We start from the raw sequence: 25,524 nt of genomic DNA, 5'->3' as shown, positions 1-25,524 counted from the left end.
CCGCATTCCATATTCAGCATCGAACAAAGGAGCAGGCATGAGCATAGGTGGCACTTCCATCGAACAGGCATTGGCATCGCTGTCGGACATGACGTCCGGCATGGTCGCCATCGGCAAGGACGAACATGCGCAGCGCATCGCCAAGGCGCAAGCCTTCATGCGCAAACAGGGCATCGCCGCGATCTACCTGAACGCGGGCGCCAACCTCACCTATTTCACGGGCACCAAGTGGTATGCCAGCGAACGCATGGTGGGCGCCATCCTGCCGGCCAGCGGAGAGCTCGAGTACATCGCCCCCGCCTTCGAAGAAAGCACCCTGACGGGCTTCATGGTCATCGAGGGCAAGGTCAATTGCTGGGAAGAGCATGAAAGCCCGTACCAGCTGTTCGTCGACGCGCTGGCGCGCATGGACATAGCCCAGGATGCGGCCGCGCCGCCGCGCGTGGGCATCTGCGAAAGCGCCGCCTTCTTCATCTACGACGGCATCCGGCCGCTGGCCCCCGGCTACGCACTGGAAAACGCGCGCACCGTGACGGCATACTGCCGCAGCCGCAAGTCGCCGGCCGAAATCGCCCTGATGCAGCGCGTGATGGACATGACCCTGGCCGTGCACGTAGCCACGGCCAGCATGCTGTATGAAGGCATCACGACGGTGGAAGTGGAAGAATTCATCCAGCGCGCGCACCGCAAGGTGGGCGCGCCCCGCTCGTATTTCTGCATCGTGCTGTTCGGCGAAGCGACCGCCTATCCGCATGGCGTGAACTATGTGCAGACTTTGAAAGCGGGCGACACGGTGCTGATCGACACGGGCTGCCAGGTGATGAACTACATCTCCGACATCACGCGTACCTATGTTTTTGGCGCCATCAGCGAACGCCAGCGCAGCGTGTGGAACAGCGAAAAGGCGGCGCAGGCAGCCGCATTCGCCGCAGCGCAGCTGGGCGTACCCTGCGGCGACGTGGACCGCGCGGCGCGCGTCTCGCTGGAAGCGGACGGCTTCGGCCCCGGCTACAAGCTGCCCGGCCTGCCGCACCGCACCGGCCACGGCATCGGCCTCGATATCCACGAGTGGCCTTACCTGGTGGGCAATGACACGACGCCGCTGGACGTCGGCATGTGCTTCTCGAACGAGCCGATGATCTGTATCCCCGGCGAATTCGGCATCCGCCACGAAGACCATTTTTACATGACGGAAAACGGCCCGCGCTGGTTCACCGAACCAGCGCACAGCATCGACGATCCGTTCGGGCTGAAGGTTTAAGCCGCCTTCGTCAACGCCAGCCGCCGTGCCGCTGCCACGGTGGTCATCGCCGGCGCGCTTCCCTGCGCCAGCTTGAACACAGCCAGCGCCGTGCCCAGTTGCACGGCCTGTTCCTGCAGCGATTCGGCCGCCGCCGATGCTTCTTCCACCAGCGCGGAATTTTGCTGCGTCATTTGATCCATGCTGCCGATGGCCACGCCGATATCGCCGATGCCGGTGCTTTGCGCCTGGCTTGCGGCGCTGATCTCGGCCATGATGTCGGCCACCTTTTTCACGGAATCGACGATCTGCCCCATGGTCAATCCCGCCTCGTCGACCAGCTTCGAACCCTCGTTGACCTTGGCCACCGAATCGCCGATCAATTGCTTGATTTCGCGTGCCGCTGCCGCGCTGCGCTGCGCCAGGTTGCGCACTTCGGACGCCACCACGGCAAAGCCCCGTCCCTGTTCGCCCGCGCGCGCTGCTTCCACGGCCGCATTCAGGGCCAGGATATTCGTCTGGAAGGCGATGCCGTCGATGACGCCAATGATATCGACGATACGCCTGGATGAATCATTGATCTCGCCCATGGTGGTGACCACCTGGCTGACCACCTGCCCGCCCTTCACGGCAACCGACGATGCCGACACCACCAGTTCATGCGCCTGGCCCGCGTTGGCGGCGTTGTCGCGCACGGTGGCGGTCAGGCTATCCATGCTGCGCGCCGTCTGATCCAGGCTGCCCGCCTGCGATTCCGTGCGCGCGGCCAGGTCCGCATTGCCCTGGGCAATCTCGGCACTGGCCACCTGGATGGTTTCAGCCGACGCCTTGATGTCCGAGACCATGCCGCCGAGCTTGGCGCGCATGTCCTTCAGCGCCGCCAGCAAGCTGCTCTGGTCGCCCACCTCGGTCACGATGTTCATCGAGAGGTCGCCATCGGCCACGGCGCGCGCGATCTGACGCGCGTATTCGGGTTCACCACCCAGCTGCTGCCAGATGGCGCGCACGACGAAATGCGACACGGCCACCAGGCAGACGATGACGGCCAGCGCCACCGCGATACTGGTATTGAGCGCATTGCGCACATTGGCCGCGCTGCGTTCGATGCCCTGCTTGAACTGTATTTGCGCCTGTTCGTTGGTCTTTGCCAGGTCCGTGTTGAGCACCGCCAGCGCACCCTGCATGCGCGCTACGGTCGCTTGCGGGTCACCCTCCTCCATTTCCAGCATGATGCGCGCAGCACTCAGCGCCGGCGCATAGTAGGCATCGAATTCCTTGGCCAGGCGCTGGCCCTGTTCGCGCTGGCCGGGGATCGCCGCAAAGGCCGCCAGCTTGGCGCGCAGCTTGACGGCCTGGCCGCCGACTTGCCCGATACGCTCCTTGTCACCTTCGCTGACGGCATCGCGCAGGGCGTCGCCGACGGCGGCCACGTCCAGGGTCAGCGACTTGGCCATGTCAAGCACGGGATAGTCGGCGCTTTCGGTGGCGTGGATGGAATTGAGCGTGGCCGTGGACAGATAGGCGCTGACGGCCAGCCCCAGCCCAAAAATCACGGCCGAGACGACAGGCAGCGCCCATATCTTGCGTTTGATGCTCATTGCTGTCTCCTGATTTTGATGAATTATCGGGCCGCCGCATGGCGTGCGGCCCGAACCGGCTTTATGGCGCCGTCAGCACCACTTTGACGGTGCCGTCGACGGCACTCTTTTCGATATAGCCGATGGCTTTCGGATCGGCGGCGACAGCCTTCTTCACGTCGGCGCTATTGGCCACTTCCTTCGGCAAGGTCGCCTTGCCCGTGAAGACCAGCTTGGACCACAGGGCCTTCGCCTGCGAGGGCTCCTTGTCCGTCACCTTCTTGTAGAACTCGGCGCGCACGGGGGCGCTTTCCGGTTGGTCGATCGGCGTCATGGCCGTCGATTTACCGAGGAAAAACTGCGCCACCTGTTCGTTCGTCATGGCGCCGGCTGCGCTCTTCGGATTGACCACCACAACCACTTCGGCCATGGCGGGAACAGCGGTCGACAGCGCCAGCAAGGCAGCCACATTCAAGATCAATGGTTTCATGCGGCGCTCCTTAGAAAACGAAATCGATGGCGGCGGCAGCCACCGTGACGGGGCCATGGAAACCCGGCTTGGCTTGCACGAACAGACCCGGGCCATTCTTCGGCTTGATGCGGTCGATCTGCACCTTCAGCGCGGCCGAACGGTGGAAGTCCCAGCGCACGCCGATGCTGTCCGTCGATTGCTCGAGCTGGTTGCGCATATACGCGAGGGTGTCGACGCCAGTCGACAGGGCGCGCAGCGTCGGCGTGCAGGCGGCCGGATAGCCGGCAGGGCAGGATGCAGGCACGGTGTTGTTCACGCGGCCATCGGCCTTCAGGCTGGCGTGGCTGTAATACGGCAGGAAGGCGCCGATGCGGTAGCCGCCCATCACGTACCACGAGGTGCTGTCGCTGACATAGCTGTCCGTCTTGCGCTTCGCATATTCGGACTGCACCAGGACATTGTTCCAGTCCAGGCCCAGGCCCACGGACGTGAACGACGCCTTCTTGTCCTTGACTTCCAGCGCATCGGCCAGGGCACCCAGCTGGGCGATCCGGTAGCCGCTGCCGGCCGCGCGCAAGCTGCCCATCAAGGTGTTCAGGCTCGGTGAATCGTTGATCGTCAACTTGGTTTCGGCACGACCGAAGCGCATGGTGAAGGGGCCATGTTCGGCCACCACGTTGAGGGCGACGATGGACTTGCCTTCCACCTGCACGGTCGAATCGGGACCAGTGGCAAGGGTGGCCTTGGTGCGGCCCAGCGCCAGCTGCGTGGTGATGCTGGTATCGCCCGCGCTGAACTGGTAGGTACCGTCGACGCCATCGATGCTGTTGAGGGGAACCTGCGAATACATTTCGCCGGGCGGGCGCAGCATGGTGTTGGCATAGCCCACGTTGCGATAATCGGAAATCATGAAGACGGGCAGACCCATGCGACCGACGCGCACGCTGAAGCTGTCCGACACCTTCGCCTTGGCAAAGGCCCAGGCCAGTTCGGCGCCGAAATCGTCCTCACCATCCTTGCGCGCCAGGCCCTGCACGGTGGCCGACAGCCAGGGATTGACGGTGACATTGGCTTGCAGTCCCAGGTTGGAATCGACACCCGTGCGGGCCGTGCGGCCAGTGCCGGCAGCCTGATTCGGGCGCGCAAACTGCGCGTTGTCGGTATCGGCCATGGTCAGGGCAGCAGTGCCGTAACCGCTGATCTTGACGGCGGGGCCGGTGGCCTCTTCGGCATAGGCATGGCTGATGGCCAGAGGCATGGCCAACAGGAAAATCAGGACGTGTTTATTCATAGTAATTAAATACCCGTAGCGGTGAACATTAATCGTGGAGTGGACTCGAGGTCGATGGCTCACCGGCCGTGAAAGGCCGGGTCCGTTTTTTTCGCGCCGCCATCGCCTTGGGCGTGCATGGCGGCGTGACCAGTGAGTAAAACCATGCTACAGAGAAAAGGTTTTACGTTGGAAAGTTTTCTGGAGGCAATGAGCGAATTCGCCCGTTTTCAAGGAAAAAGCACGCGTTCTAGAGGGGTTTATCTAAATAGCACGCCGTGCAAAACCACACTTTCACTATACTTTTCATACACTTATGGATAATTCATCGGAATAGAAACTGATGGACCGATATCGCTGATTTTCCTGGCTCCGACATAAAAAAACGCCGCCACGCAAAACAGTGCGGGCGGCGCCGGGGCTGGCAAGCCCGGTGATTCTTATTGGGCTTTGCCCGTGTAGCTCAGTTCCGGCAACTCCTTCGTCGCCTCGTCCGCGTTCACCAGTTCCGGCACGACGCGGCCAACCAGCAGGCCGATCGCCGGCGACGTACGCACATACTTGACCTCGCCCTTTTCCAGGACAAAGCTGACCTTATTGGTCGCCTCGGTCGAGGTGCTGGCTTCATGACTGCCGGTGGCAGCATCCACGTAAAAATATCCGCCTGGCTGGGATTTCCCCACTTCCGAGCCATCCATCATTACCGCCGGCTGGAGCGCCGCACCAAACATGCTGCTAGTACGGTAGAAATAAATACGGCCCTGGTCTGCATTCAGCGTTGGCGTCGATGCCTGCATGGCAGAGAACTTGGGACCGCTGGCGGCACAACCGGTCAAGGCGACAACGGCACCAATCAGGGCAAGTTTCACGAGTTTCATGGTTTCCTGTTTAGTTGAAAAGAATGGACTTCCGCTGATTCAGGCTGACATAACTGCGTTCGGCAGGAAGATAAAATCCGACCAGCATGGCACTTTCAACAACCAGGTACGCTTCATGGATATGCGCCCCCTCGATCGTAAACACATCCAGGTAAGGCTTGTAGACTGCGCCTTGCGGCACGCTGCCAATCTGTCTCCAGTGGCTCCCGGCCTTCAAGGTACGGTGGTAACCCGTGTTCAGCTGAATTTCGAGCGCAGAGGCCAGCGTACGTTCAACGCTGTCACCTGCAGGAACGAGGGAGATTACTGCCGGCGTTTGCTGTACCGCGCAAGAACATAACGCAAGGGACAGGCAAACACTGTTCAGCATATGGCGGAGGGACATGGGCATTCAGTTAAGAGTGACGTGCTGATAACGGAATGCCATCATAGCTAGTAAGAATACAACAATACTATCCAATACTCACTTTTCTAACAGGAAATTTAAATTTCCTCTCTTTCAACAACTTTTCTGATAACGCACCTGCAGCAACCGTGCAGGTGCGCCATCCGGGCAGGGCACCCGCACGGCAAGCTGTCTTATTCGCGCTTCGACACCAGGGTCAGGATGTCGTAGCTGGCCACCAGTTCTTCATTCTGGTTCGTCACCTGCACGTCCCACGCCACCACGCCCTGTCCTACGCCAAACACGTCCTTGCGGTTGCGGTCGACCTTGCGCTTGCACGTCAGGCGGGCGCGGATGGTGTCGCCGATGGCGACGGGCGCGACGAAGCGCAGGTTGTCCAGACCATAATTGGCCAGCACGGGGCCCACGCCGGGCGAGACGAACAGGCCGGCGGCCGCCGACAGCACGAAGTAGCCGTGGGCGATGCGCTTGCCGAACTGCGACTCCTTGGCCGCGATTTCGTCGAAATGCATGTAGAAGAAGTCGCCCGAGATGCCGCCAAAGGCGACGATGTCCGCTTCGCTGACGGTGCGGCGATGCGTGAGCAGCGAGTCGCCCGTCTTCAAGTCATCGAAGTGCTTGCGGAACGGGTGGATCGGGCTTTCGTTGACGTCCGCGCCGCGCACGTACTCTCCCGTGATGGCCGCCAGCATGGTCGGCGAGCCTTGCACGGCCGCCCGTTGCAGGTAGTGGCGCACGGCGCGCACGCCGCCCAGCTCTTCGCCGCCGCCCGCGCGGCCAGGGCCGCCGTGCTTCAGCTGCGGCAGGGGCGAGCCATGGCCCGTCGAATCGACGGACGCCACGCGCTCGAGCACGTGCACGCGGCCATGCGTGGCCGCCACTTGCGGCACCACGCGCGCGGCGATCTTCGGATCGCGCGTCACCAGGGTGCTTACCAGGCTGCCCTTGCCGCGCGCGGCCAGGGCCAGCGCTTCATCGATATCGTTGTAGCCCATCATGGTGCTGACGGGACCGAACGCTTCCACGTCATGCACGGCATCGTTGCCAAAGGCGTCGCGGCACAGCAGCAGGGTGGGCGAGAAGAAGCTGCCATCTTGAGCGTCATCGCCCAGCGGATTGAAGCCGTCGGCCGCGCCGAACACCACCTCGTTACCCTGCGACAGGGTGGCGACGCGCTCGGCCACGTCGTTCTGCTGCTCTTTCGAGGCCAGCGCGCCCATGCGCACGCCTTCGATGGACGGATCGCCCACCACCACCTTGGCCAGGCGTTCGCGCAAGCGCGTGCCGACGGCATCCATCAGGTGCTCGGGCACGATGATGCGGCGGATGGCCGTGCACTTCTGACCCGACTTGCCCGTCATCTCGCGCACGACTTCCTTGACGAAGAGGTCGAATTCCACATCGTCGGGCGTGACGTCCGGCGCCAGGATGGCGCAGTTGAGCGAATCGGCTTCGCCGTTGAACGGCACGGACTGGGCGATCAGGTTCGGATTCGTGCGCAGCTTGGCGGCCGTGGCGGCCGATCCCGTGAAGGTGACGAAATCCTGGCCATTCAGGCGGTCCAGCAAGTCGCCCGTGGAACCGATCACCAATTGCAGGCTGCCGGCCGGCAGCAAGCCCGATTCGTGCATCATGCGCACGACGGCTTGCGTCAGGTAGCTCGTCGCCGTGGCCGGCTTGGCGATGCAGGGCATGGCCGCCAGGAAGCTGGGCGCGAATTTTTCCAGCAAGCCCCAGATGGGGAAGTTGAAGGCGTTGATGTGCACGGCCAGGCCGCCGCGCGGCACCAGGATGTGCGTGCCGGCGAAACCGCCCTTCTTGCCCAGCGCGATAGCCGGGCCTTCGTGCAGCACGTTCGACGACGGCAGCTCGTTGCTGCCCATGCTGGCGTAGGCGAACAGGGTGCCTGTACCGCCTTCGATATCGACCCAGCTGTCGGCGCGGGTGGCGCCCGACAGGTGCGAGATCGCGTACAGCTCTTCCTTGCGCTCGACCAGGTACAGCGCCAGTGCCTTCAGGCGTGCGGCGCGCTGCTGGAAGTCCAGCGCCATCAGGCCCGGTACGCCCGTCTTGCGCGCATACGTGACGGCTTCGTCGAAGTCGATCTTTTCCCCGTGCGTGTGATAGATGACGCGGTTGTTCAAGGCGCTGTGCAGGGGCACGGCGGCGCTTTCGCCCAGCCAGCGGCCGGCGATCAGGCTTTGCAGCGTGGATATGTGAGCCATGTGGTTTCTCCGTAAGACAAAGGTGTTGGTGATGTTGGTGGCGTCGGATTGCGCGGGGCACTGCCCCACGCAATCCGACCTAGGCCCATGCTGGCTTACTGCGCTGCTGCGTTCTTGTGCAGATGCAGCGGCAAGGCCGATTCGAAATTCAGGCGCTGGCGGTTTGCCTCGACTTCCGTCAGGGCTTCCACTTCGCGCATCGTGTGCATGGAGCGCACGGCCAGTTCGTGGTACTGGCCCGTGCCCGAGCTTTTCCATTTGATTTCATCGTCGGTGAGCGCGCGCATCACCTTGGCCGGCGTGCCCACCACCATGCTGCGCGGCGCGACGATCATGCCCGCCTTGACGAAACTCATGGCCGCGACGATGGACTCCTCGCCGATGATGGCGTTGTCCATCACCACCGCATTCATGCCGACGAGCGCATTGCGACCGATGCGGCAGCCGTGCAGCACGGCGCCATGGCCGATATGGCCATCGACTTCGACCACCGTGTCGCAGCCGGGAAAACCGTGCATGACGCAGGTGTCCTGCAGGTTCGCGCCCTCTTCCAGGATCAGGCGGCCGAAGTCGCCGCGGATCGAGGCCAGCGGGCCGATATAGCAGCGCGGGCCGACGATCACGTCGCCGATCAGCACGGCCGACGGGTGCACATAGGCGCTGGGGTGGACGACGGGGGTGACGCCGTTGATTTCATACACTTTGACCATACAGACTCCTTACATGCCCAGATAGGCGCTTTGTACCTGTTCGTTATGCAGCAATTCAGGGCCTGGACCGGACAGCGTGATGGCGCCCGTCTCGATCACGTAGCCCACGTCGGCGATCGACAGGGCCGCATGCGCGTTCTGCTCGACGAGGAAGATTGTGATGCCCTGGTCGCGCAATTCGGCCACGATGCGGAAGATTTCCGCGATCAGGAGCGGCGCCAGGCCCATGCTCGGTTCGTCGAGCAGCAGTAGTTGCGGGCGGCCCATCAGCGCGCGCGCCATGGCCAGCATCTGCTGCTGTCCGCCGGAGAGCGTTCCGGCCAACAGCAGACGCTTTTCCTTCAGGATCGGGAACAGGCCATACATGCGCTCCATGTCGCCCGCCACGTCCTGCGCAGGGCGGGTAAAGGCGCCCAGGCGCAGATTGTCTTCCACCGTCATGGGGCCGAACACTTGCCGCCCTTCCGGCACCTGGCAAATACCGCTGCGCACGCGCTTGTCCGCGCTCATGCGGCTCACGTCCTGGCCCGCGAAGGCGATGCTGCCGGCGCTGATCGGCTGCACGCCGGAGATGGCGCGCAGCAGGGTCGTCTTGCCGGCGCCATTGGCGCCCACCAGCGCCACCAATTGGCCCTGGCGCACCTGCAGGTCGATGCCGTGCAGGGCCTGGATGCGGCCATAGTGGCTGGTCAATCCCTGGATGTCGAGCACCAGCGGAGCCTGAATTTCATTTTGCATCATGCCGCCACTCCCAGATATGCCGCCACCACGTCGGGATTCGCGCGCACTTCGGCGGCAGTCCCTTCGGCCAGCTTCTTGCCATAGTCGAGCACTAGGATATGGTCCGACAGATTCATCACCAGTTTCATGTCATGCTCGACCAGCACCACCGTCACCCCCGATTGCGCCACCTTGCGGATCAGGGCTTCGATTTCGCCCGTTTCCGTGTGGTTCAGGCCCGCGGCCGGTTCATCGAGCAACAGCACTTTCGGCTTGGCCGCCAACGCGCGCGCGATTTCCAGGCGTTTCAAGGCGCCATACGACATCTGCCCTGCCTCGTCGTCGATATGCCGGCCCACGCCGACAAACTCCATCAGGCCGGCCGCCTCGTCGCGGCAAGCCGCGTCCGCGCGGCGCACGGACGGCAGGCGCAGCATGGAGGCGAACAGGTTCTGGTTCAGGCGCAAATGCGCACCCACCATCACGTTGTCGATGGCCGTCATGTTCATGCACACTTGCAGATTCTGGAAGGTGCGGCTCATGCCGCGCCGCGCCAGCGCATCGGGCGGCATGGCAGCCACGTTCTCGCCATTGAGCAATATCTCGCCCTTGCTCGGCGTGTAGACGCCCGTGATCAGGTTGAACAGGGTCGTCTTGCCGGCGCCATTCGGCCCGATCACGGAGTGGATATTGCCTTCCTTGACCGTGAAACTGACATCCTGCACCGCGTGCACGCCACCGAAGCTTTTGCTCAAGTTCTTAATCGTCAGCATCTCACACCTCCTGCGCGGATTTGACGGGCGCCTTCGGCACGGCTGCCCGCTTGCGCGAACGGCTGGCCAGGCTGGGTACCAGGCCTTTTGGCATGAAGATCATGGTCGCCATCAGGATCACGCCAAACACCACCGTTTCCCAGCCTTCAAAACTGGACAGCAATTGCGGCAAGATAGTCAGCAACGCTGCGCCGATGATGGAACCGAAGATCGATGCCATGCCGCCCACCACCACCATCGTCACCAGTTCGATCGAGTGGAAGAAACCGGCCAGGTTGGGGGTGATGAAACCGATGTAGTGGGCACTGATGCTGCCCGCGATGCTGGCAATCACCGCCGACAGCACGAACACGCGCACCTTGAAGCGCGTCGTGTCGACGCCGACCACACGGGCCGCCACTTCCGAGCCGTGAATGGCCTGCAACGCTCGGCCGACGGGAGAATCGATCAGGTTCAGGGCCAGCCACGTCACCAGCAACAGCAGCACGGCGCACACCAGGTACCACGATTTCTCGCCGGCGATTTCCAGGCCGGCGACCGTGAAGGCGGAGACGCCGATACCGTCCGGGCCGCCCGTCCACTGCGTCTCGTTGTTGATAACGATGGAAATGATGATGCCCAGTCCCAGGGTCGCCATGGCCAGGGTATGGCCCTTGAGTTTCAGCACGGGACGGGCCAGCAGCAGCGCCAGCAAACCCGTGGCGACGGCGCCCGCCGCCAGCGCGGCCAGCGGCGGCCAGTTGTAGTGCGTGGTCAGCACGGCCGACGCATACGCGCCCAGGCCATAGAAACCCGCGTGGCCCAGGCTGATCTGGCCCGTGTAGCCCATCAGGAGGTTCAGGCCGATGACGACGATGGCGTTCAGGGCGATGCGGATCGCCACGTCATAATAGAACGCGTTGCTCAGGAACAGGGGCAGGATGGCCAGCACCAGGGCCAGCACCAGCAAGCCTCCGTGGCGCGAGCGTGTGAAAAAGTTGGTCATACACGCTCCGAATTTTTAGCGCCAAACAAGCCTTGCGGCAGGAAGAACAGGATCAATAAAATCAGCACAAAGGGCACCGCGTCCTTGTAGGCCGACGAGATGTAGCCGGCCGTCATGGCTTCGGCGATGCCGAGGATCAGGCCACCGGCAATCGCACCGGCGCCGCCGCCCAGGCCACCGAGGACAGCGGCGACAAAGCCTTTCAGGCCCAGCATGATGCCAGCGTCATATGAAGTGTAGGTGATCGGTGCAACGAGGATGCCGCCGGCAGCACCCAGCAAGGCCGACAGGCCGAACGAGAACAGCAGCACCTTGCGCGTGTTGATGCCCACCAGTTGTGCCGCCAGCTTGTTGTGCGAAGTGGCCAGCATGGCCTTGCCCATCAGGGTGCGGCCAAAGAACCAGCCCAGCACCAGCACGATGACCACCGTGACGCCCAGCACCCACAGGCTTTGCGGTAGCAGGCTGGCGCCCAGGAATTCGATCGGCGCATCGCCGGAAAAGGCCGGCAGCGAATGCGTATCCTTGCCCAGCCAGATTTGCACCAGGCCGCGCAGCACGAGGGAGGCGCCGATGGTGATGATCAGGAGCGTGATGACCTGCGCATTTTGCGCCGGTTCGATCACGGTCTTTTCCATCAACAGGCCCACGATACCGGTGGCGATGACGGCCAGGATGATGGCCAGCGGCAGCGGCACGCCGGCAGCCGACATCACGGCGGCCAGCATCCCGCCCAGCATGATGAATTCGCCCTGGGCGAAATTGATCACGCCGCTGGTGTTGTAGATGATGGTAAAGCCCAGCGCCGCCAGCGCGTAGGCGGAACCGACCGTCATCCCGGAATACAGAAATTGTAGAAATTGAGCGACTTCCATGGTGTCTCCATTATGTTCGGCTGCGCGCGAACCGCCTTCGAGGGTGGCCCGCGCGGGTACTTCTGGCTTACCTTCTCGAACTTATTTAGACAATTGCCATTCGCCATTCTTCACTTCGACCATGCGGAAAGCCGACAGGTCCAGGCCCATGTGGTCCTTGGCCGACATGTTAAACACGCCGGTGGTACCGACAAAACCCTTGGTCTGCTCCAGCGCTGCCCGCACTTTTTCGCGGTCCGTGCCGCCGGCGCGCTTGATGGCGTCCACCGACAGGTTCAGGGCGTCGAGCGCATAGCCGCCAAAGGTCGACGGGTCGATCTTGTAGCGGTCTTTATACGTCTTGTCGTAGCCGACGACGACGGCCTTCTGCGCGTCGCTGTCGGGCAGCATGGCGCCGATCAGCAGGGCCGGCGTCGGCAGGCGCACGCCTTCGGCGGCCTTGCCCGACAATTTCAGGTATTCGTCCGACGCCACGCCGTGCGACTGGTACAGCGGCAGCGCGGCCATGCCCAGCTGGCCATAGTTCTTGGTCACGACGGCCGGGCCCTGGCCCAAGCCGAAGACGAACACGGCTTGCACGCCGGCGGTGTTCTTGATGCGCGTGAGCTGCGCCGTGATGTCCGTGTCTTTCGGGCCGTAGGTTTCATCGGCCACCAGGGTGATGCCGTATTTGGAGGCGACGATCTGCGATTCCTTGCGGCCCGAGGCGCCAAAGCCGCTCGTTTCCGACAGCAGGCCCACCTTGCTGATGCCGCGCTTCTTCATGTCCTCGAACACCTTCTCGGCCGCCATGCGATCCGTGTGCGGCGTCTTGAACACCCATTTCTTGACCGGATCGATGATGACAACGGCACCGGCCAGCGAAATGAACGGCATGCTGGCGCGATCCACCAGCGGCGCCATCGCCATCGTCGCGCCCGTGGTGGTGCCGCCGATCAACACGTCGACCTTGTCCGATTCGATCAGGCGCTTGGTAAAACCGTTGGCCTTGGCCGCGTCGCTGCCGTCATCGTAATGCACCAGTTCCAGCTTGCGTCCCAGGACCCCGCCGGCCGCGTTGATCTTCTCGATATACAGCTGCAGGGTTTTCAGCTCCGGGTCGCCCAGGAAGGCGGCAGGACCCGTAACGGACAGCACGGAGCCGATCTTGATGTTATCGGCCGCATACGCGCCCGCAGCGGACATGGCCAGCACGCCGGCGATCAGGGTTTTCTTGAAGATATTGGCAATCATTGTGGTCTCCACCAGGTTGGCACTACGGTCTATGTATGGTTGGCGCTTTTTTAACAGCCTGCGCCTTTTTTGCTTTTTTATACGCGTTCAATCACTACAGCTATACCCTGCCCCACGCCGATGCACATGGTGCACAAAGCATAGCGCCCGCCCGTGCGTTCGAGCTGGTTCAGGGCGGCCATCACCAGGCGCGCACCCGATGCGCCCAGCGGATGGCCGATGGCGATGGCGCCGCCATTCGGGTTCACGTGCGCGGCATCGTCCGCCAGGCCCAGGTCGCGCGTGACGGCCAGCGCCTGCGCGGCAAACGCTTCATTGAGTTCGATGACGTCCATCTGCTCGATGGTCAATCCCGTCTGCGCCAGCACCTTGCGCGAAGCAGGCGAAGGGCCGAAGCCCATGATGCGCGGCGCCAGCCCGGCCGTGGCCATGCCCAGCACCTTTGCGCGCGGCGTCAGTTTGTATTTATCGATGGCGGCGGCGGACGCCAGCAAGATGGCGCAGGCGCCATCGTTCAAGCCCGAGGCATTGCCGGCCGTGACCGTGCCGTCCGGCTTGACCACGCCCTTGAGCTTTGCCAGCATTTCCAGCGAGGTGTCCGGACGCGGATGTTCGTCGCTGGTGACCATCTTCGGATCACCCTTTTTTTGCGGCACGGCGACGGGCACGATTTCGCGCTCGAACACGCCGGCCGCGTGGGCGGCGGCCCAGCGCTGCTGGCTGCGCAAGGCCAGTGCATCCTGGTCGGCGCGGCTGATGCCAAATTCCACGGCCACGTTTTCCGCCGTTTCCGGCATGGTGTCGATGCCGTACTGCGCCTTCATCTTGCCGTTCACAAAACGCCAGCCCAGGGTCGTGTCCTCGATCTTTGCCGCGCGCGAGAACGCGCTATCGGCCTTGCCCATCACGAAAGGCGCGCGCGTCATGCTTTCCACGCCACCGGCGATGATCAGTTCCGCCTCACCCGCCTTGATAGAGCGGGCAGCCATGCCGACGGCGTCCAGGCTGGAACCGCACAGACGGTTGATGGTGTTGGCCGGTACTGCCGCCGGCAAACCGGCCAGCAGCGCAGCCATGCGGCCCACGTTGCGGTTGTCTTCGCCCGCCTGGTTGGCGCAGCCGTAAAATACGTCGTCGATGGCGGTCCAGTCGACGGAAGGGTTGCGGGCGATCAGCGCGGCAATCGGCAGTGCGCCCAGGTCGTCCGCGCGCACGCTGGCCAAGGCGCCACCATAGCGGCCAAAGGGAGTGCGCACGGCGTCACAGATAAAAGCGTCGTTCATGTCTGGTTCCTTGTTCGGGCTATCAGGAGAAGATCTTCGGGCGCTGGTCAACCACGCGGCGGGCCTTGCCCGTCAGGGTGCGTTCGATGCCGGCGGCGGCCACCAGGCGCACGCGCGTGCTCACACCCACGTGCGTCTTGATACGGTGTTCCAGCTCGCGCGCCACCGCGTCCGTTTCGCTGGCCGAGATCGTGGACGTCAGGTCGATGCGCAATTCAGCCACCACTTCCAGCTTGTCGAGGTGGCCGTCGCGCGTGACCACCAGCTGGTATTGCGGCGCCAGCTTCGGCATTTTCAGGATCAGCTCTTCGATCTGCGTGGGGAAGACGTTCACGCCGCGAATGATCAGCATGTCGTCCGAGCGGCCCGTGATCTTGCCGATGCGACGCATCGAGCGCGAGGTCGGCGGCAGCAAGCGGGTCAGGTCGCGCGTGCGGTAGCGGATGATGGGCAGCGCTTCCTTCGACAGCGAGGTAAACACCAGCTCGCCCTCTTCGCCGTCCGGCAGCACTTCACCCGTTTCCGGATCGATGATCTCCGGATAAAAATGGTCTTCCCAGATGACGGGACCGTCCTTGCTCTCGATGCATTCGGACGCCACGCCAGGGCCCATCACTTCGGACAGGCCGTAGATATCGACGGCGTCGATGCCGGCGCGCGCTTCGATTTCCGAGCGCATCGCATCTGTCCACGGCTCGGCGCCGAAGATGCCCACCTTCAGCGAGGACTCGGCCGGATCGAGACCCTGGCGCGTGAATTCCTCGATGATGTTGAGCATGTACGATGGCGTAACCATGATGATCGACGGCTTGAAATCCTGGATCAGTTGCACCTGCTTTTCCGTCTGCCCGCCGGACATCGGAATGACCGTGCAACCCAGGCGCTCGGCGCCATAATGCGCGCCGAGGCCGCCCGTGAACAGGCCGTAGCCGTAGGAGATATGCACCATGTCGCCCGCGCGGCCGCCGCCGGCGCGGATCGAGCGCGCCACCACGTTGGCCCAGGTATCGATATCGTTCTGCGTGTAGCCGACCACCGTGGCCTTGCCCGTGGTGCCGCTGGACGCGTGGATGCGCACCACTTGCTCGCGCGGCACGGCGAACAGGCCGAACGGGTAATTGTCGCGCAAGACCTTTTTATCGGTGAACGGGAATTTGGCCAGGTCGGACAGGGATTTCAGGTCGTCCGGATGCACGCCCGCTTCGTCAAAAGCGGCGCGGTAATGGGGCACGTTGTCATACGCGTGCTTGAGCGTCCATTTCATGCGTTCGAGCTGCAGCGCCTGCAGTTCATCCTTGCTGGCGCGCTCGATCGGCTCGAGGTCATTCGGTGCTGGGGTTCTCTGGACCATCTCTGTCTCCTGATTCGGTTCTATAACTATGTAATTCGTTCCGGCAGTTCAAGCCTGCTCTTGTAACTTCAATTGCTGATGACTTCACCCGCCACGCGAATCGACTTGCCGCGGAAGAGCGCGATGGCGCGCCCGTCCTGGTTGCTGACCTTGACGTCATAGACACCACTCTTGCCGGCCAGCGCCTGTTCGACGGCGTGCGCCGTCAGCACGTCGCCTTCGCGACCCGGCGCCAGGTAATCGATGGTGCAGCCGGCGCCCACGGTGTTCATGTTGTAGCTGTTGCAGGCAAACGCGAAGGCGCTGTCGGCCAAGGCAAAGATAAAACCGCCATGGCAGGTCTGGTGGCCATTGAGCATGTCTGCGCGCACCGTCATCGTCATGCGGGCATGACCGGGGCCCACGTCGGCCAGGGCGATGCCCATGGCGGCGGTGGCGTTATCGCGCGACAGCATGGAGGCAGCGGCCGCTTCGGCCAGGGCTTGTGCGGTCATGTTGTAGTCTTCATTCGGCATGGAAGCGATCTCCATTGGCAAGTTTGCGGCGCAGCAGCGGCGAGACCCTGTAGCGGTCTTCGCCATAGCCTTGCGCCAGGTGGTGCAGCACGGTCACGATGTGCTGGACGCCGACGGCATCGGCCCAGGCCAGCGGTCCGCACGGATAGTTGACGCCCTTCTGCATGGCGATATCGACGGCAGCCACCGTGCACACGCCCTGGTTGACGGCGTCGGCCGCTTCGTTGGCCAGCATGGCCACCGTGCGCATGACGGCCAGGCCAGGCACGTCGTCCAGGCGCGTGACGATGAAACCGGCCTGCTGGAAGAGGCCAACGACGGCCGCGTAGGCGGCGTCGCTGCACTGGTCGGCGCGGGCCACGGCGATGCGCTTGGCACCGGCGTAATCGAGCGCCAGGTCGAACAGCACCGTGTCCGGATGCTGGTTGTCGTGCGCACGCTGGGTGGCACTGCGGCCATCGGTCAGGTAAATCGCGGCGCCATGGCAATGCAGGGCGGGCGCCTCGTCGTGGGCCTGGCCTTCCTGCGTCACGCGGCGGCTGACGGTGATGCCGGCCTGCTCCAGGCGCTGCACCAGACTGCGGATGATGCCGCTGTGGCCACGGCCATCGCCGCCGATGGCGGCCGACAGGGCAACGAATTCCGGCTTCGCTTGCGCGCCTTCCGCCTGCGCCACGGGGGCAGCGGCCCCTTCGCCGTACAGGTAAAAACCCCGGCCCGATTTACGGCCGAGGAAACCGGCGTTGACCATTTCCTGCTGCAGCACGGACGGCGTAAAGCGCGGATCGTTGAAATAGGCGCTGAACACGGATTGCGTGACGGAGAAATTGACGTCATGGCCGATCAGGTCCATCAGCTCGAATGGGCCCATGCGGAAACCGCCCGCTTCGCGCAGCACGGCGTCGATGGTGGCGGCGTCGCCCGCCTGTTCATTCAACAGGCGCCAACCTTCCGCGTAAAACGGACGGGCGACACGGTTGACGATAAAGCCGGGCGTCGATTTCGCATGCACGGGATTCTTGCCCCAGGCGATGGACGTATCGTAGATGGTGGCGGCGACTTGCTCGCTGGTGGCCAGCCCGCTGATCACTTCCACCAGCGCCATCAGGGGCACGGGATTAAAGAAGTGCATACCGACCAGGCGTTCCGGGCGGCGCAGCTTGGCGGCAATCGCCGTGACGGAAATCGACGAGGTGTTCGTCGCCAGGATGCAGTCGTCGCCAACCAGCGCTTCGAGTTCGGCGAACAGGCCGCGCTTGACGTCGAGGTTTTCCACGATGGCTTCCACCACCAGGGCAGCATCTGCCACATCAGCCAGGCTGCCGGCCGCCTGCAGGCGCGCCGTGGCGGCCGCGGCTTCGTCGGGCGTCATACGTCCCTTTTCAGCCAGCTTCGCATACATCTTGCCAATGTCGGCCAACGCCTTGCTGACGGCTTCCGTGCGCGTATCGTACAGTTTGACGCGGTAACCGGCGGCTGCGGCCACCTGCGCGATGCCGGCGCCCATGGCGCCGCTGCCGATGACGGCGACGATACTGTTGTTGTCCAGAGCTGCCATATCAATGTCCCTTGAATTGCGGTGCGCGCTTTTCCATGAAGGCGGCCACGCCTTCGCGGTAATCGTCGCTGTTACCGAGATCGCTCATCATGCGCGCTTCCAGCGTCAGCTGCTGCGGCAGAGTATTCGCGCCGCTGGCGGCCAGCGCCTGCTTGGTATAGGCCAGGCCCTTGGTGGGGGCTGTGGAAAAGTGCACGGCCAGCTTGCGCGTTTCGTCGGCCAGCTGGGCATCCTCGACGCATTTCCAGATCAAACCCCAATCTTCCGCTTTTTCCGCCGTCAGTTTTTCGCCGAGCATGGCCAGGCCCATGGCGCGCGCGGAACCGATCAGGCGCGGCAGGAAGAAGGTGCCGCCCGTGTCCGGGATCAGGCCCAGCTTGCAGAATACTTCCACGAAACTGGCCGACTTGCCGGCAATGACGATGTCGCACGCCAGCGCCAGGTTGGCGCCCGCGCCGGCAGCCACGCCATTGACGGCGCAGATCACGGGCATCGGCAGCGCTTTCAGGGCCAGCACCAGCGGCGCATAGTTCTTTTCCACGGACTCGCCCAGGTCCACGCCCTTCGAGCCCGGTTCCACGGCGCGGTCGGACAAGTCCTGGCCCGCGCAAAAACCGCGGCCTGCCCCTGTCAGCACGAACACGCGCACGGAACTGTCGGCATTGACTTTCGCAATCGCGTCGCGCACTTCCTCGTGCATGGCTTGCGTAAAACTATTGAGTTTTTCGGGACGGTTCAGGGTGAGCGTGGCAATGCCCTGCTCGATGGTAAAGAGGATGTTTTGGTAGCTCATGGCGTCTCGCTTGTGTAATAGGTAAGGCAGGGCCCGTGCCCTGCACCGGCTTATTCAGCCTGGTCGAAGTCGACCACGACCTTGTCTGTGAGAGGGAAACTCTGGCAGCTAAGGATGAAGCCGCGCGCCACTTCATAGTCTTCCAGCGCGTAGTTGACGTCCATTTCAACCTTGCCGTCGAGGATCTTGCAGCGGCAAGTCGAGCATACGCCGCCCTTGCACGAGTAGCGCATGTCGATGCCCTGCCGCAGGCCCGCGTCGAGGATGGATTCCTTGTCCTTGTCCATCGTGAAGGTGGTGTGGTTGCCATCCAGGATGACGGTCACTTCCGTTTCCTGCACGGCATCGGCGGCCAGCTGGGCGCGCGGCTTGTGGGCGTTTTTCGGGATGCTGGCGGCGAACAGCTCGATCTTGATATTCTGCTTGGGCATGCCGGCTGCCTGCAGGGCAGCGGAGACGCCCAGCATCATGTCTTCCGGACCGCAGATGAAGGCATTGTCGTAGTCTTCGATCTTGATCCAGTGCTGCAGGAACTGCTCGCATTTTTCCTGCGTGATGCGGCCGTTGAACAGTTCGATGTCCTGCTGTTCGCGGCTCATCACGTAGACCAGGTTCAAACGCTCCAGGTACACGTCCTTCAAGTCCGTCAATTCTTCCTTGAAGATGACGGACGACGAGGCGCGGTTGCCGTAGAACAGGGTAAAGCGGCTCAGGGGTTCCGTCAGCAGGGTCGTCTTGATGATGGAGAGGATGGGCGTGATGCCGCTGCCGGCCGCAAACGCCAGGTAGTGCTTGCGGTTGACGCAGTCGAGCGGCACGTTGAAGTGGCCCATGGGCGGCATCACCTCGATGGTGGCGCCGGCTTTCAAAGTGTCGTTGGCCCAGGTGGAAAAGGCGCCGCCCGGCGTGCGCTTGATGGCCACGCGCAGGATGCCGTCCTGCACCGCCGAACAGATGGAATACGAGCGGCGCACGTCTTCCGCATTGATATGGGCGCGCAGGGTCAGGTGCTGGCCCTGCTGGAAGCGGAACTGCTGCTGCAGTTCGGCTGGCACGTCGAACGTGACGGCGATGGTGTCGCGCGTTTCATTGCGCACGTTCGCCACGCACAGCGGATAAAATTTACTCATGCTTCATCTCCAGTTTCTTCGGAACGTGTGCCTGATTTTTTTAGTGGCACTTGAAGTAGTCAAACGGTTCGCGGCAAGCCAGGCATTTGTACAGGGCCTTGCACGGCGTGGAGCCGAACTGGCTGGTCAGCTGCGTATGCGTGGAACCGCAGTTCGGACAGATCACGTCCAGTTTCGGCATGGCCTGGCGCTTGACGCCGCCGCGCAAACCGCTGATGTCGATCACCTGCTGCTGCGGCGGGGCGATGCCATAGCCTTTCAGCTTGGCCTTGCCCGTCTCGCTCATCCAGTCCGTGGTCCAGGCGGGCGCCAGCTGGTTCACCAGCGTCACCTTCGCTACGCCATGGCTGCGCAAGGCATCCGTGACGGCGTCGGCGATCACCTGCATGGCCGGACAGCCCGAATACGTGGGCGTGATCGTCACGGTGCAGGCGTCGCCGCCGGTGACTTCGACGGCGCGCACGATGCCCAGGTCCACCACCGAAATGACGGGAATTTCCGGGTCCGGCACGTCGCCCAGCCAGGCCCAGACCTGGGCGGCGTCCAGCGCTGCCGCAGCCGTGTTCATTACCACTCCGCCCCGGGATAGGCGCGCTGCAGGAACTGCATCTCGGCCAGGATAAAACCCAGGTGTTCCGTGTGCGTGCCCTGCTTGCCGCCCTTTTGCATCCAGGCGTCGGGCGCCGGCATGACCAGCGTCGCTTCGGCGAAGATCTCGGCCACGTGTTCGAGGAAAGCCTGGCGCAGGATGTCCGATGGGGGCGCGATGCCGGCGGCGACCATGGCCTGGTCGACGGCGTCGTACCGGAACATCTCGCCCGTGTACATCCACAGCTTGTCGGCCGCGGCCTGCGTTTTCGCATGGCTTTCCGCCGTGCCGTCGCCGAGGCGCACGATCAGGTCACCGCTGCGGCGCAGGTGATACGTCACTTCCTTGATCGATTTTTGCGCCACCTCGACGATGCGCGCATCCGTCGATTTCGCCAGTTCCAGCAGCTGGAAGTAGTGCCAGCTGTCGAAGAAGAACTGGCGCATCATGGTGTCGGCGTAATTGCCGTTCGGCTGTTCGACCAGCAGGCAATTCTTGAAATCGTGGGCATCGCGCAAAAAGGCGATGTCGTCTTCGTCGCGGCCCGCATTTTCCAGTTCGGCCGCATAGCTGAACCACAAACGCGTCTGGCCCAGCAGGTCCAGCGCCACGTTGGTCAGCGCCATGTCCTCTTCCAGCGCGGGACCCTTGCCGCACAGCTGCGACAGCTGCTGGCTGAGGATCAGGGCGTTGTCGCCCAGGCGCAGCAAGTAGTTAACCTTGTCATCCATTGCCGGTGCTCCCATCACAGGTTCTTGACTTCTTCCGGCATCGGGAAGAAGGTGGGATGGCGGTACACCTTGCTGTTCGACGGTTCGAACAGGGCGCCCTTGTCGCCGGGGCTGCTGGCGACGATATCGGCCGCGCGCACCACCCAGATGCTCACGCCTTCATTGCGGCGCGTATAGACGTCGCGCGCATGGTTGACCGCCATGGTGGCGTCGGAAGCGTGCAGGCTGCCCACATGCTTGTGCGCCAAGCCGTGCTGGCTGCGGATGAAAACTTCCCACAAAGGCCATTCTTTGCTCATGTTGCTATCCCCTTTTATAGATGTTTTCAGGCTGCCGCTTTGCTAGCGGCTTGCTTGTCGGCGTAGGCGACCAAGGCATCGCGGAACCATTCGCCGTCTTCATACGCTTTCACGCGCGTTTGCAGGCGTTCGCGGTTGCACGGGCCATTGCCCTTCAAGACATTGTTGAACTCGGACCAGTCGATCTCGCCGAATTCATAGTGGCCCGTTTCCGCATTGAACTTCAGGTCGGGATCGGGCACGGTCAGACCCAGGTATTCGATTTGCGGCACGGTCTGGTCGACCATGCGCTGGCGCAATTCATCGTTCGAGAACAGCTTGATGCGCCATTGCGCCGACTGGGCGCTGTTGACGGAAGCGGCGTCCGATGGACCGAACATCATCAGCGACGGCCACCACCAGCGGTTCAAGGCATCCTGCGCCATGGCTTTCTGTGCCGGGGTGCCCTTGCACAGCGACATCATGATGTCGTAACCCTGGCGCGCATGGAACGATTCTTCCTTGCAGACGCGGATCATGGCGCGCGCATACGGACCGTACGAGCAGCGGCACAGGGGAATCTGGTTGATGATGGCGGAACCGTCGACCAGCCAGCCGATGGCGCCCATGTCGGCCCACGACAGCGTGGGATAGTTGAAGATGCTGGAATACTTGGCTTTGCCCGAGTGCAAGGCGGCCAGCAAGTCGTCGCGCGACACGCCCAGGGTTTCCGCGGCGCTGTACAGGTACAGGCCGTGACCGGCTTCGTCCTGGATCTTGGCCAGCAGGATCGACTTGCGTTTCAGGGTGGGGGCGCGCGTGACCCAGTTACCTTCGGGCAACTGGCCGACGATTTCCGAGTGCGCATGCTGCGAAATCTGGCGGATCAGGGTCTTGCGGTAGGCGTCCGGCATCCAGTCCTTGGCCTCGATCTTGATGCCTTCGTCGATGCGGGCCTGGAAAGCGCGCTCGTCTTGACCCATGTCATCGATGGAGCGGACGTTTTTGAGGCCGGTTTCAACCATTTGTGCGTACATGATCTGTCTCCCATGTCTTTGATTTTGCGCAGCAACGCGGTGCGATGAACAGATAATACGATACAAAAAACGATTTGCATACACTTGATATGAATCATTTTAAAAAATCGTATCTTGTGCAGCTTTTTTGTGCGTATGATATTGCTTATGAGAAAACACTGCGAAGCGCCACCAGCGCTTCCGGCAAATTATTGCCGCGCTACCCGCGCAGCCAAGTAAACTGCTGCTTTTATTGAACCGACCGCAACACGGCCAGACCGGAACCACATGAAGAACACCCGCTGCACGGCATGGATAGCCGATTTCCTGGAAAGCGACCCACCGCGCTCGAAGTCCCTGGTGATGACCATCTTTGGCGACGCCATCGTGCCGCGCGGCGGCGCCATCTGGCTGGGCAGCCTGATCGAACTGCTGGCGCCGTTTGGCGTGAATGACCGTTTATTGCGCACCAGCGTGTTCCGCCTGGCGCAGGAAGGCTGGCTCAGCTCGCAGCGCGACGGCCGCCGCAGCGCCTATACGATACGTCCGGAGGCGCTGGCCCGCTTCGAGCGCGCCTATCGCCGCATCTATGCACCGCTGGTCGTGCACTGGGATGGCAGCTGGACCCTGGTGATCGGGCCGGCCGGCAGCATCGGCGCCGCCGAGCGGGGGGCGCTGCGCAAGGAATTATTGTGGGCTGGCTATGGCTTGATCTCGCCTGGCATCTTTGGCCACCCGGCCAGCAATACGGAGGCGCTGGAAGATATCCTCGTACGCAATGAAGTGCAGGGCAAGCTGTATGTCTGCCACACCACGGAATTGCCGGGCGTCAGCACGCGCCCCCTGCGCGACATGGTGGGCGACTGCTGGGACTTGTCGGAAGTCATGGCCGGCTACCAGAAATTCATCGCCAGCTTCCAGCCCCTGCTGACCTTGCTGCAAGAAGCGCCCGTGTTCGATGCGGAGCAAGCGTTCGTCATCCGCTCGCTGCTGACGCACGCCTACCGCCGCGTGCAATTGCACGACCCGCAACTGCCCGTCGAACTGCTGCCCGAACCGTGGCCCGGCACGCAGGCGTATGCGCTGGCCCGCGACCTGTACCGCATCACGTACGCGGCGGCCGAGGAACATATCCTGACCACCTTGCGGCGCGAAGATGCGCAGGCGCCCGATGTGGAACCGTGGTTCTACGAACGTTTCGGCGGCCTGAACACCTGACAACACGTCCATGACGATGTTGCAGGGTCTGGGCGTCCGTTCGTACCGCCTGCGGCCCTGCGCCAGGCCCTGGCCATTTTTCAGGCGCTCAGGAATACGTCCGAGCCTGCGCTCACTGTTTTGCTACCACCTGTTTCGCCCCTGCCAATAAATCCTGTCCCAGCTTTTCCAGCGCATTGGCCTGTACCAGCATGGTGTCGAGGATGGCGACGTTGAAGGTGAATTCGGCCGGCGTCGTATAGCCGGGGAAACGTATGATGCGCAGCAATTCCTGCAAGGTCGTGCCCTTGCCCAGGTGCGCCAGGGCGTCGCTGAGGGCGCTGATTTTCTTTTCCAGTTCGCGTATGTGTTTGCCGTTGTCATCCATGATGGCCTCCCCGTGTCGGAGCTATCACGTTAGCAAAGCGCGTCCGTCATCGTTTGCGCCAGCACAAAGTCCACCGCAAAACAGGTATCATCGCGCCATTGCACACGATGCAAAACCCATACGTTTTTATCAGGAACACTCATGACCATTAAAATCAGCCAGCAATTCGACGCCGGCGCGATCGAGGTGCTGCGCGCCGACGATGCCCAATCCATCGAGCTGAACATCCGCAAGGATTCCCACGCCGACATCACGCAGTGGTTTTACTTCCGCCTGCAAGGCGCGCAAGGCGAGGCGTGCACGATCCGCTTCATGAACGCAGGCAAGTCGGCCTACCCGGACGGCTGGAAAGATTACCAGGCCGTGGCCAGCTACGACCGCGAAACCTGGTTCCGCGTACCGACCAGCTTTGACGGCACGGTGATGACCATCGAACACACGCCGGAAGAGGAAAGCGTGTACTACGCCTACTTCGAGCCGTACCCATGGGACCGCCACCTGGCCCTGATCGACAGCGCGCAAGCGTCGCCGCTGGTGCGCTTGATCGACCTGGGTAGCACCGTGGAAGGCCGCGACATGAATCTGCTGGTGGTCGGCGACGCCGATGCCGAAAAGAAAGTCTGGGTCATCGCGCGCCAGCATCCAGGTGAAACGATGGCCGAATGGTTTGTCGAAGGCATGCTCGAAGCCTTGCTGGACCAGGCCAATCCATTTGCCCGCCAGTGCCTGCAAGACGCCGTCTTCTACGTGGTGCCGAACATGAACCCGGACGGTTCCGTGCATGGCAACCTGCGCACCAACGCAGCCGGCGCCAACCTGAACCGCGAATGGATGACGCCGACGATGGAGCGCAGCCCGGAAGTGTTCCTGGTAAAACAGAAAATGCATGAAATCGGCTGCGACCTGTTCCTCGACGTGCATGGCGACGAAGGTTTGCCTTACGTCTTCGTGGCCGGCAGCGATGCGCTGGAAAATTTCACGCCAGCACAGAAGGCCGAACAAGACCGCTTCATCGCCGACTTCAAGGTGGCCAGCCCTGACTTCCAGGATGAGCACGGCTACGAAGACGGCCCGTTCACGCCGGAAGTACTGACCATGGGTTCGCCCCACATCACCCACGCCTTCGGCTGCCTGTCGCTGACCCTGGAATTGCCGTTCAAGGACAATGCCAACGATCCCGACCCGCAAACGGGCTGGAGCGGCGCCCGCAGCGCCGCCCTGGGCGCGGCCGTGCTGCAGCCTATCCTGTCCACCTTGCGCGCCTGAGCCGCGCATGAAACTGGCCCGCCACGCATGACGTGACGGGCTTGGCCGGCGGTTACTCTGCCGCC

General features: G+C 62.7%; 26 protein-coding genes. 3 read left to right on the top strand and 23 right to left on the bottom strand.

All coding sequences use genetic code 11. The features are described from left to right. The first annotated feature begins 37 nt into the window (after positions 1-37). Positions 38-1,261: a Xaa-Pro peptidase family protein gene (locus O3301_RS20915; protein ID WP_305057384.1), complete on the top strand. Its 1,224-nt coding sequence runs from the start codon at positions 38-40 to the stop codon at positions 1,259-1,261. Here O3301_RS20915 and O3301_RS20910 read toward each other — a convergent pair. The 22 genes from O3301_RS20910 to paaA form a co-directional block, all read right to left on the bottom strand. Next, complete coding sequence (locus tag O3301_RS20910) at positions 1,258-2,838, bottom strand: methyl-accepting chemotaxis protein (RefSeq protein ID WP_305057383.1); 1,581 nt, start codon at positions 2,836-2,838, stop codon at positions 1,258-1,260. The two genes, O3301_RS20915 and O3301_RS20910, sit on opposite strands and share 4 nt — an antisense overlap. A gap of 61 nt (positions 2,839-2,899) precedes the next feature. Beyond that, on the bottom strand, positions 2,900-3,307 hold the full coding sequence (locus O3301_RS20905; RefSeq protein ID WP_289917425.1) for a hypothetical protein: 408 nt from the start codon (positions 3,305-3,307) through the stop codon (positions 2,900-2,902). Positions 3,308-3,317: 10 nt separating this feature from the next. Beyond that, positions 3,318-4,580, bottom strand: a complete 1,263-nt coding sequence (locus O3301_RS20900) for a hypothetical protein (RefSeq protein WP_305057382.1) — start codon at positions 4,578-4,580, stop codon at positions 3,318-3,320. A 419-nt stretch (positions 4,581-4,999) separates the two neighbouring features. Next, positions 5,000-5,437, bottom strand: coding sequence for a DUF2846 domain-containing protein (locus O3301_RS20895; RefSeq protein WP_289917429.1), 438 nt, complete (start codon positions 5,435-5,437; stop codon positions 5,000-5,002). Between the two features lie 10 nt (positions 5,438-5,447). Further along, positions 5,448-5,822 carry a hypothetical protein gene (locus O3301_RS20890; protein ID WP_289917432.1) on the bottom strand — a complete coding sequence of 125 codons (375 nt, stop codon included), beginning with the start codon at positions 5,820-5,822 and terminating at the stop codon, positions 5,448-5,450. A gap of 194 nt (positions 5,823-6,016) precedes the next feature. Then, positions 6,017-8,068: a phenylacetic acid degradation bifunctional protein PaaZ gene (gene paaZ, locus O3301_RS20885; RefSeq protein WP_305057381.1), complete on the bottom strand. Its 2,052-nt coding sequence runs from the start codon at positions 8,066-8,068 to the stop codon at positions 6,017-6,019. A gap of 95 nt (positions 8,069-8,163) precedes the next feature. Next, positions 8,164-8,778, bottom strand: coding sequence for a phenylacetic acid degradation protein PaaY (paaY, locus tag O3301_RS20880; protein ID WP_099666450.1), 615 nt, complete (start codon positions 8,776-8,778; stop codon positions 8,164-8,166). 9 nt (positions 8,779-8,787) lie between these two features. Further along, positions 8,788-9,516, bottom strand: a complete 729-nt coding sequence (locus O3301_RS20875; protein ID WP_305057475.1) for an ABC transporter ATP-binding protein — start codon at positions 9,514-9,516, stop codon at positions 8,788-8,790. Continuing rightward, on the bottom strand, positions 9,516-10,271 hold the full coding sequence (locus O3301_RS20870; RefSeq protein ID WP_289903418.1) for an ABC transporter ATP-binding protein: 756 nt from the start codon (positions 10,269-10,271) through the stop codon (positions 9,516-9,518). The genes O3301_RS20875 and O3301_RS20870 overlap by 1 nt, the downstream gene beginning before the upstream one ends. Before the next feature lies 1 nt (position 10,272). Next, on the bottom strand, positions 10,273-11,256 hold the full coding sequence (locus O3301_RS20865; protein WP_305057380.1) for a branched-chain amino acid ABC transporter permease: 984 nt from the start codon (positions 11,254-11,256) through the stop codon (positions 10,273-10,275). Next, positions 11,253-12,131, bottom strand: coding sequence for a branched-chain amino acid ABC transporter permease (locus O3301_RS20860; RefSeq protein WP_034780386.1), 879 nt, complete (start codon positions 12,129-12,131; stop codon positions 11,253-11,255). Before O3301_RS20860 ends, O3301_RS20865 begins: the two co-directional genes overlap by 4 nt. 81 nt (positions 12,132-12,212) lie before the next feature. After that, positions 12,213-13,364, bottom strand: coding sequence for an ABC transporter substrate-binding protein (locus tag O3301_RS20855; protein ID WP_289917439.1), 1,152 nt, complete (start codon positions 13,362-13,364; stop codon positions 12,213-12,215). A 77-nt stretch (positions 13,365-13,441) separates the two neighbouring features. Beyond that, complete coding sequence (gene pcaF / locus O3301_RS20850) at positions 13,442-14,647, bottom strand: 3-oxoadipyl-CoA thiolase (RefSeq protein ID WP_305057379.1); 1,206 nt, start codon at positions 14,645-14,647, stop codon at positions 13,442-13,444. Positions 14,648-14,669: 22 nt separating this feature from the next. Then, positions 14,670-15,998, bottom strand: coding sequence for a phenylacetate--CoA ligase PaaK (gene paaK / locus O3301_RS20845; RefSeq protein WP_305057378.1), 1,329 nt, complete (start codon positions 15,996-15,998; stop codon positions 14,670-14,672). Positions 15,999-16,066: 68 nt separating this feature from the next. Further along, positions 16,067-16,513: a hydroxyphenylacetyl-CoA thioesterase PaaI gene (paaI, locus tag O3301_RS20840; protein ID WP_305057377.1), complete on the bottom strand. Its 447-nt coding sequence runs from the start codon at positions 16,511-16,513 to the stop codon at positions 16,067-16,069. Continuing rightward, entirely contained in the window at positions 16,503-18,071 is a 1,569-nt protein-coding gene (gene paaH, locus O3301_RS20835) for a 3-hydroxyacyl-CoA dehydrogenase PaaH (protein ID WP_305057376.1), read from the bottom strand. The genes paaI and paaH overlap by 11 nt, the downstream gene beginning before the upstream one ends. A 1-nt stretch (position 18,072) precedes the next feature. Then, positions 18,073-18,864, bottom strand: coding sequence for a 2-(1,2-epoxy-1,2-dihydrophenyl)acetyl-CoA isomerase PaaG (gene paaG / locus O3301_RS20830; protein WP_305057375.1), 792 nt, complete (start codon positions 18,862-18,864; stop codon positions 18,073-18,075). 50 nt (positions 18,865-18,914) lie between these two features. After that, entirely contained in the window at positions 18,915-19,994 is a 1,080-nt protein-coding gene (gene paaE, locus O3301_RS20825) for a 1,2-phenylacetyl-CoA epoxidase subunit PaaE (RefSeq protein ID WP_305057374.1), read from the bottom strand. A gap of 40 nt (positions 19,995-20,034) precedes the next feature. Continuing rightward, positions 20,035-20,562, bottom strand: coding sequence for a 1,2-phenylacetyl-CoA epoxidase subunit PaaD (paaD, locus tag O3301_RS20820; RefSeq protein WP_305057373.1), 528 nt, complete (start codon positions 20,560-20,562; stop codon positions 20,035-20,037). Further along, on the bottom strand, positions 20,562-21,314 hold the full coding sequence (gene paaC, locus O3301_RS20815) for a 1,2-phenylacetyl-CoA epoxidase subunit PaaC (protein ID WP_369812222.1): 753 nt from the start codon (positions 21,312-21,314) through the stop codon (positions 20,562-20,564). Before paaC ends, paaD begins: the two co-directional genes overlap by 1 nt. Before the next feature lie 14 nt (positions 21,315-21,328). Further along, positions 21,329-21,613 (bottom strand): 1,2-phenylacetyl-CoA epoxidase subunit PaaB, encoded by a 285-nt coding sequence (paaB, locus tag O3301_RS20810; RefSeq protein ID WP_034746356.1) that lies wholly within the window; start codon positions 21,611-21,613, stop codon positions 21,329-21,331. A gap of 26 nt (positions 21,614-21,639) precedes the next feature. After that, positions 21,640-22,629 carry a 1,2-phenylacetyl-CoA epoxidase subunit PaaA gene (gene paaA / locus O3301_RS20805; protein WP_305057371.1) on the bottom strand — a complete coding sequence of 330 codons (990 nt, stop codon included), beginning with the start codon at positions 22,627-22,629 and terminating at the stop codon, positions 21,640-21,642. Positions 22,630-22,896: 267 nt separating this feature from the next. Here paaA and paaX point away from each other — a divergent pair, with 267 nt between their 5' ends. Next, on the top strand, positions 22,897-23,826 hold the full coding sequence (gene paaX, locus O3301_RS20800) for a phenylacetic acid degradation operon negative regulatory protein PaaX (RefSeq protein WP_289917452.1): 930 nt from the start codon (positions 22,897-22,899) through the stop codon (positions 23,824-23,826). Positions 23,827-23,938: 112 nt separating this feature from the next. Here the strand turns inward: paaX and O3301_RS20795 are convergent, their stop codons facing one another. Further along, positions 23,939-24,193 (bottom strand): hypothetical protein, encoded by a 255-nt coding sequence (locus tag O3301_RS20795; protein ID WP_077408596.1) that lies wholly within the window; start codon positions 24,191-24,193, stop codon positions 23,939-23,941. Positions 24,194-24,334: 141 nt separating this feature from the next. On the opposite strand from O3301_RS20795, the gene O3301_RS20790 reads away from it, so the two are divergent. Beyond that, a complete protein-coding gene (locus O3301_RS20790; protein ID WP_034746346.1) occupies positions 24,335-25,459 on the top strand; it encodes a M14-type cytosolic carboxypeptidase in 1,125 nt (374 codons plus the stop codon). Positions 25,460-25,524: the final 65 nt, after the last annotated feature.

This window comes from Janthinobacterium sp. SUN211, assembly GCF_030587315.1.
Taxonomy (GTDB): Bacteria; Pseudomonadota; Gammaproteobacteria; order Burkholderiales; family Burkholderiaceae_D; genus Janthinobacterium; species Janthinobacterium kumbetense.
The sequence above is the reverse complement of the archived record's forward strand: the minus strand, read 5'-3'. Positions and strand labels throughout refer to the sequence as shown.

Bases quoted from the DNA above. Each gene is read 5' to 3' on its own strand.
- O3301_RS20915 (WP_305057384.1), top strand. From the start codon at position 38: ATGAGCATAGGTGGCACTTCCATCGAACAGGCATTGGCATCGCTGTCG.
- O3301_RS20910 (WP_305057383.1), bottom strand. From the start codon at position 2,838: ATGAGCATCAAACGCAAGATATGGGCGCTGCCTGTCGTCTCGGCCGTG.
- O3301_RS20905 (WP_289917425.1), bottom strand. From the start codon at position 3,307: ATGAAACCATTGATCTTGAATGTGGCTGCCTTGCTGGCGCTGTCGACC.
- O3301_RS20900 (WP_305057382.1), bottom strand. From the start codon at position 4,580: ATGAATAAACACGTCCTGATTTTCCTGTTGGCCATGCCTCTGGCCATC.
- O3301_RS20895 (WP_289917429.1), bottom strand. From the start codon at position 5,437: ATGAAACTCGTGAAACTTGCCCTGATTGGTGCCGTTGTCGCCTTGACC.
- O3301_RS20890 (WP_289917432.1), bottom strand. From the start codon at position 5,822: ATGTCCCTCCGCCATATGCTGAACAGTGTTTGCCTGTCCCTTGCGTTA.
- paaZ (WP_305057381.1), bottom strand. From the start codon at position 8,068: ATGGCTCACATATCCACGCTGCAAAGCCTGATCGCCGGCCGCTGGCTG.
- paaY (WP_099666450.1), bottom strand. From the start codon at position 8,778: ATGGTCAAAGTGTATGAAATCAACGGCGTCACCCCCGTCGTCCACCCC.
- O3301_RS20875 (WP_305057475.1), bottom strand. From the start codon at position 9,516: ATGCAAAATGAAATTCAGGCTCCGCTGGTGCTCGACATCCAGGGATTG.
- O3301_RS20870 (WP_289903418.1), bottom strand. From the start codon at position 10,271: ATGCTGACGATTAAGAACTTGAGCAAAAGCTTCGGTGGCGTGCACGCG.
- O3301_RS20865 (WP_305057380.1), bottom strand. From the start codon at position 11,256: ATGACCAACTTTTTCACACGCTCGCGCCACGGAGGCTTGCTGGTGCTG.
- O3301_RS20860 (WP_034780386.1), bottom strand. From the start codon at position 12,131: ATGGAAGTCGCTCAATTTCTACAATTTCTGTATTCCGGGATGACGGTC.
- O3301_RS20855 (WP_289917439.1), bottom strand. From the start codon at position 13,364: ATGATTGCCAATATCTTCAAGAAAACCCTGATCGCCGGCGTGCTGGCC.
- pcaF (WP_305057379.1), bottom strand. From the start codon at position 14,647: ATGAACGACGCTTTTATCTGTGACGCCGTGCGCACTCCCTTTGGCCGC.
- paaK (WP_305057378.1), bottom strand. From the start codon at position 15,998: ATGGTCCAGAGAACCCCAGCACCGAATGACCTCGAGCCGATCGAGCGC.
- paaI (WP_305057377.1), bottom strand. From the start codon at position 16,513: ATGCCGAATGAAGACTACAACATGACCGCACAAGCCCTGGCCGAAGCG.
- paaH (WP_305057376.1), bottom strand. From the start codon at position 18,071: ATGGCAGCTCTGGACAACAACAGTATCGTCGCCGTCATCGGCAGCGGC.
- paaG (WP_305057375.1), bottom strand. From the start codon at position 18,864: ATGAGCTACCAAAACATCCTCTTTACCATCGAGCAGGGCATTGCCACG.
- paaE (WP_305057374.1), bottom strand. From the start codon at position 19,994: ATGAGTAAATTTTATCCGCTGTGCGTGGCGAACGTGCGCAATGAAACG.
- paaD (WP_305057373.1), bottom strand. From the start codon at position 20,562: ATGAACACGGCTGCGGCAGCGCTGGACGCCGCCCAGGTCTGGGCCTGG.
- paaC (WP_369812222.1), bottom strand. From the start codon at position 21,314: ATGGATGACAAGGTTAACTACTTGCTGCGCCTGGGCGACAACGCCCTG.
- paaB (WP_034746356.1), bottom strand. From the start codon at position 21,613: ATGAGCAAAGAATGGCCTTTGTGGGAAGTTTTCATCCGCAGCCAGCAC.
- paaA (WP_305057371.1), bottom strand. From the start codon at position 22,629: ATGTACGCACAAATGGTTGAAACCGGCCTCAAAAACGTCCGCTCCATC.
- paaX (WP_289917452.1), top strand. From the start codon at position 22,897: ATGAAGAACACCCGCTGCACGGCATGGATAGCCGATTTCCTGGAAAGC.
- O3301_RS20795 (WP_077408596.1), bottom strand. From the start codon at position 24,193: ATGGATGACAACGGCAAACACATACGCGAACTGGAAAAGAAAATCAGC.
- O3301_RS20790 (WP_034746346.1), top strand. From the start codon at position 24,335: ATGACCATTAAAATCAGCCAGCAATTCGACGCCGGCGCGATCGAGGTG.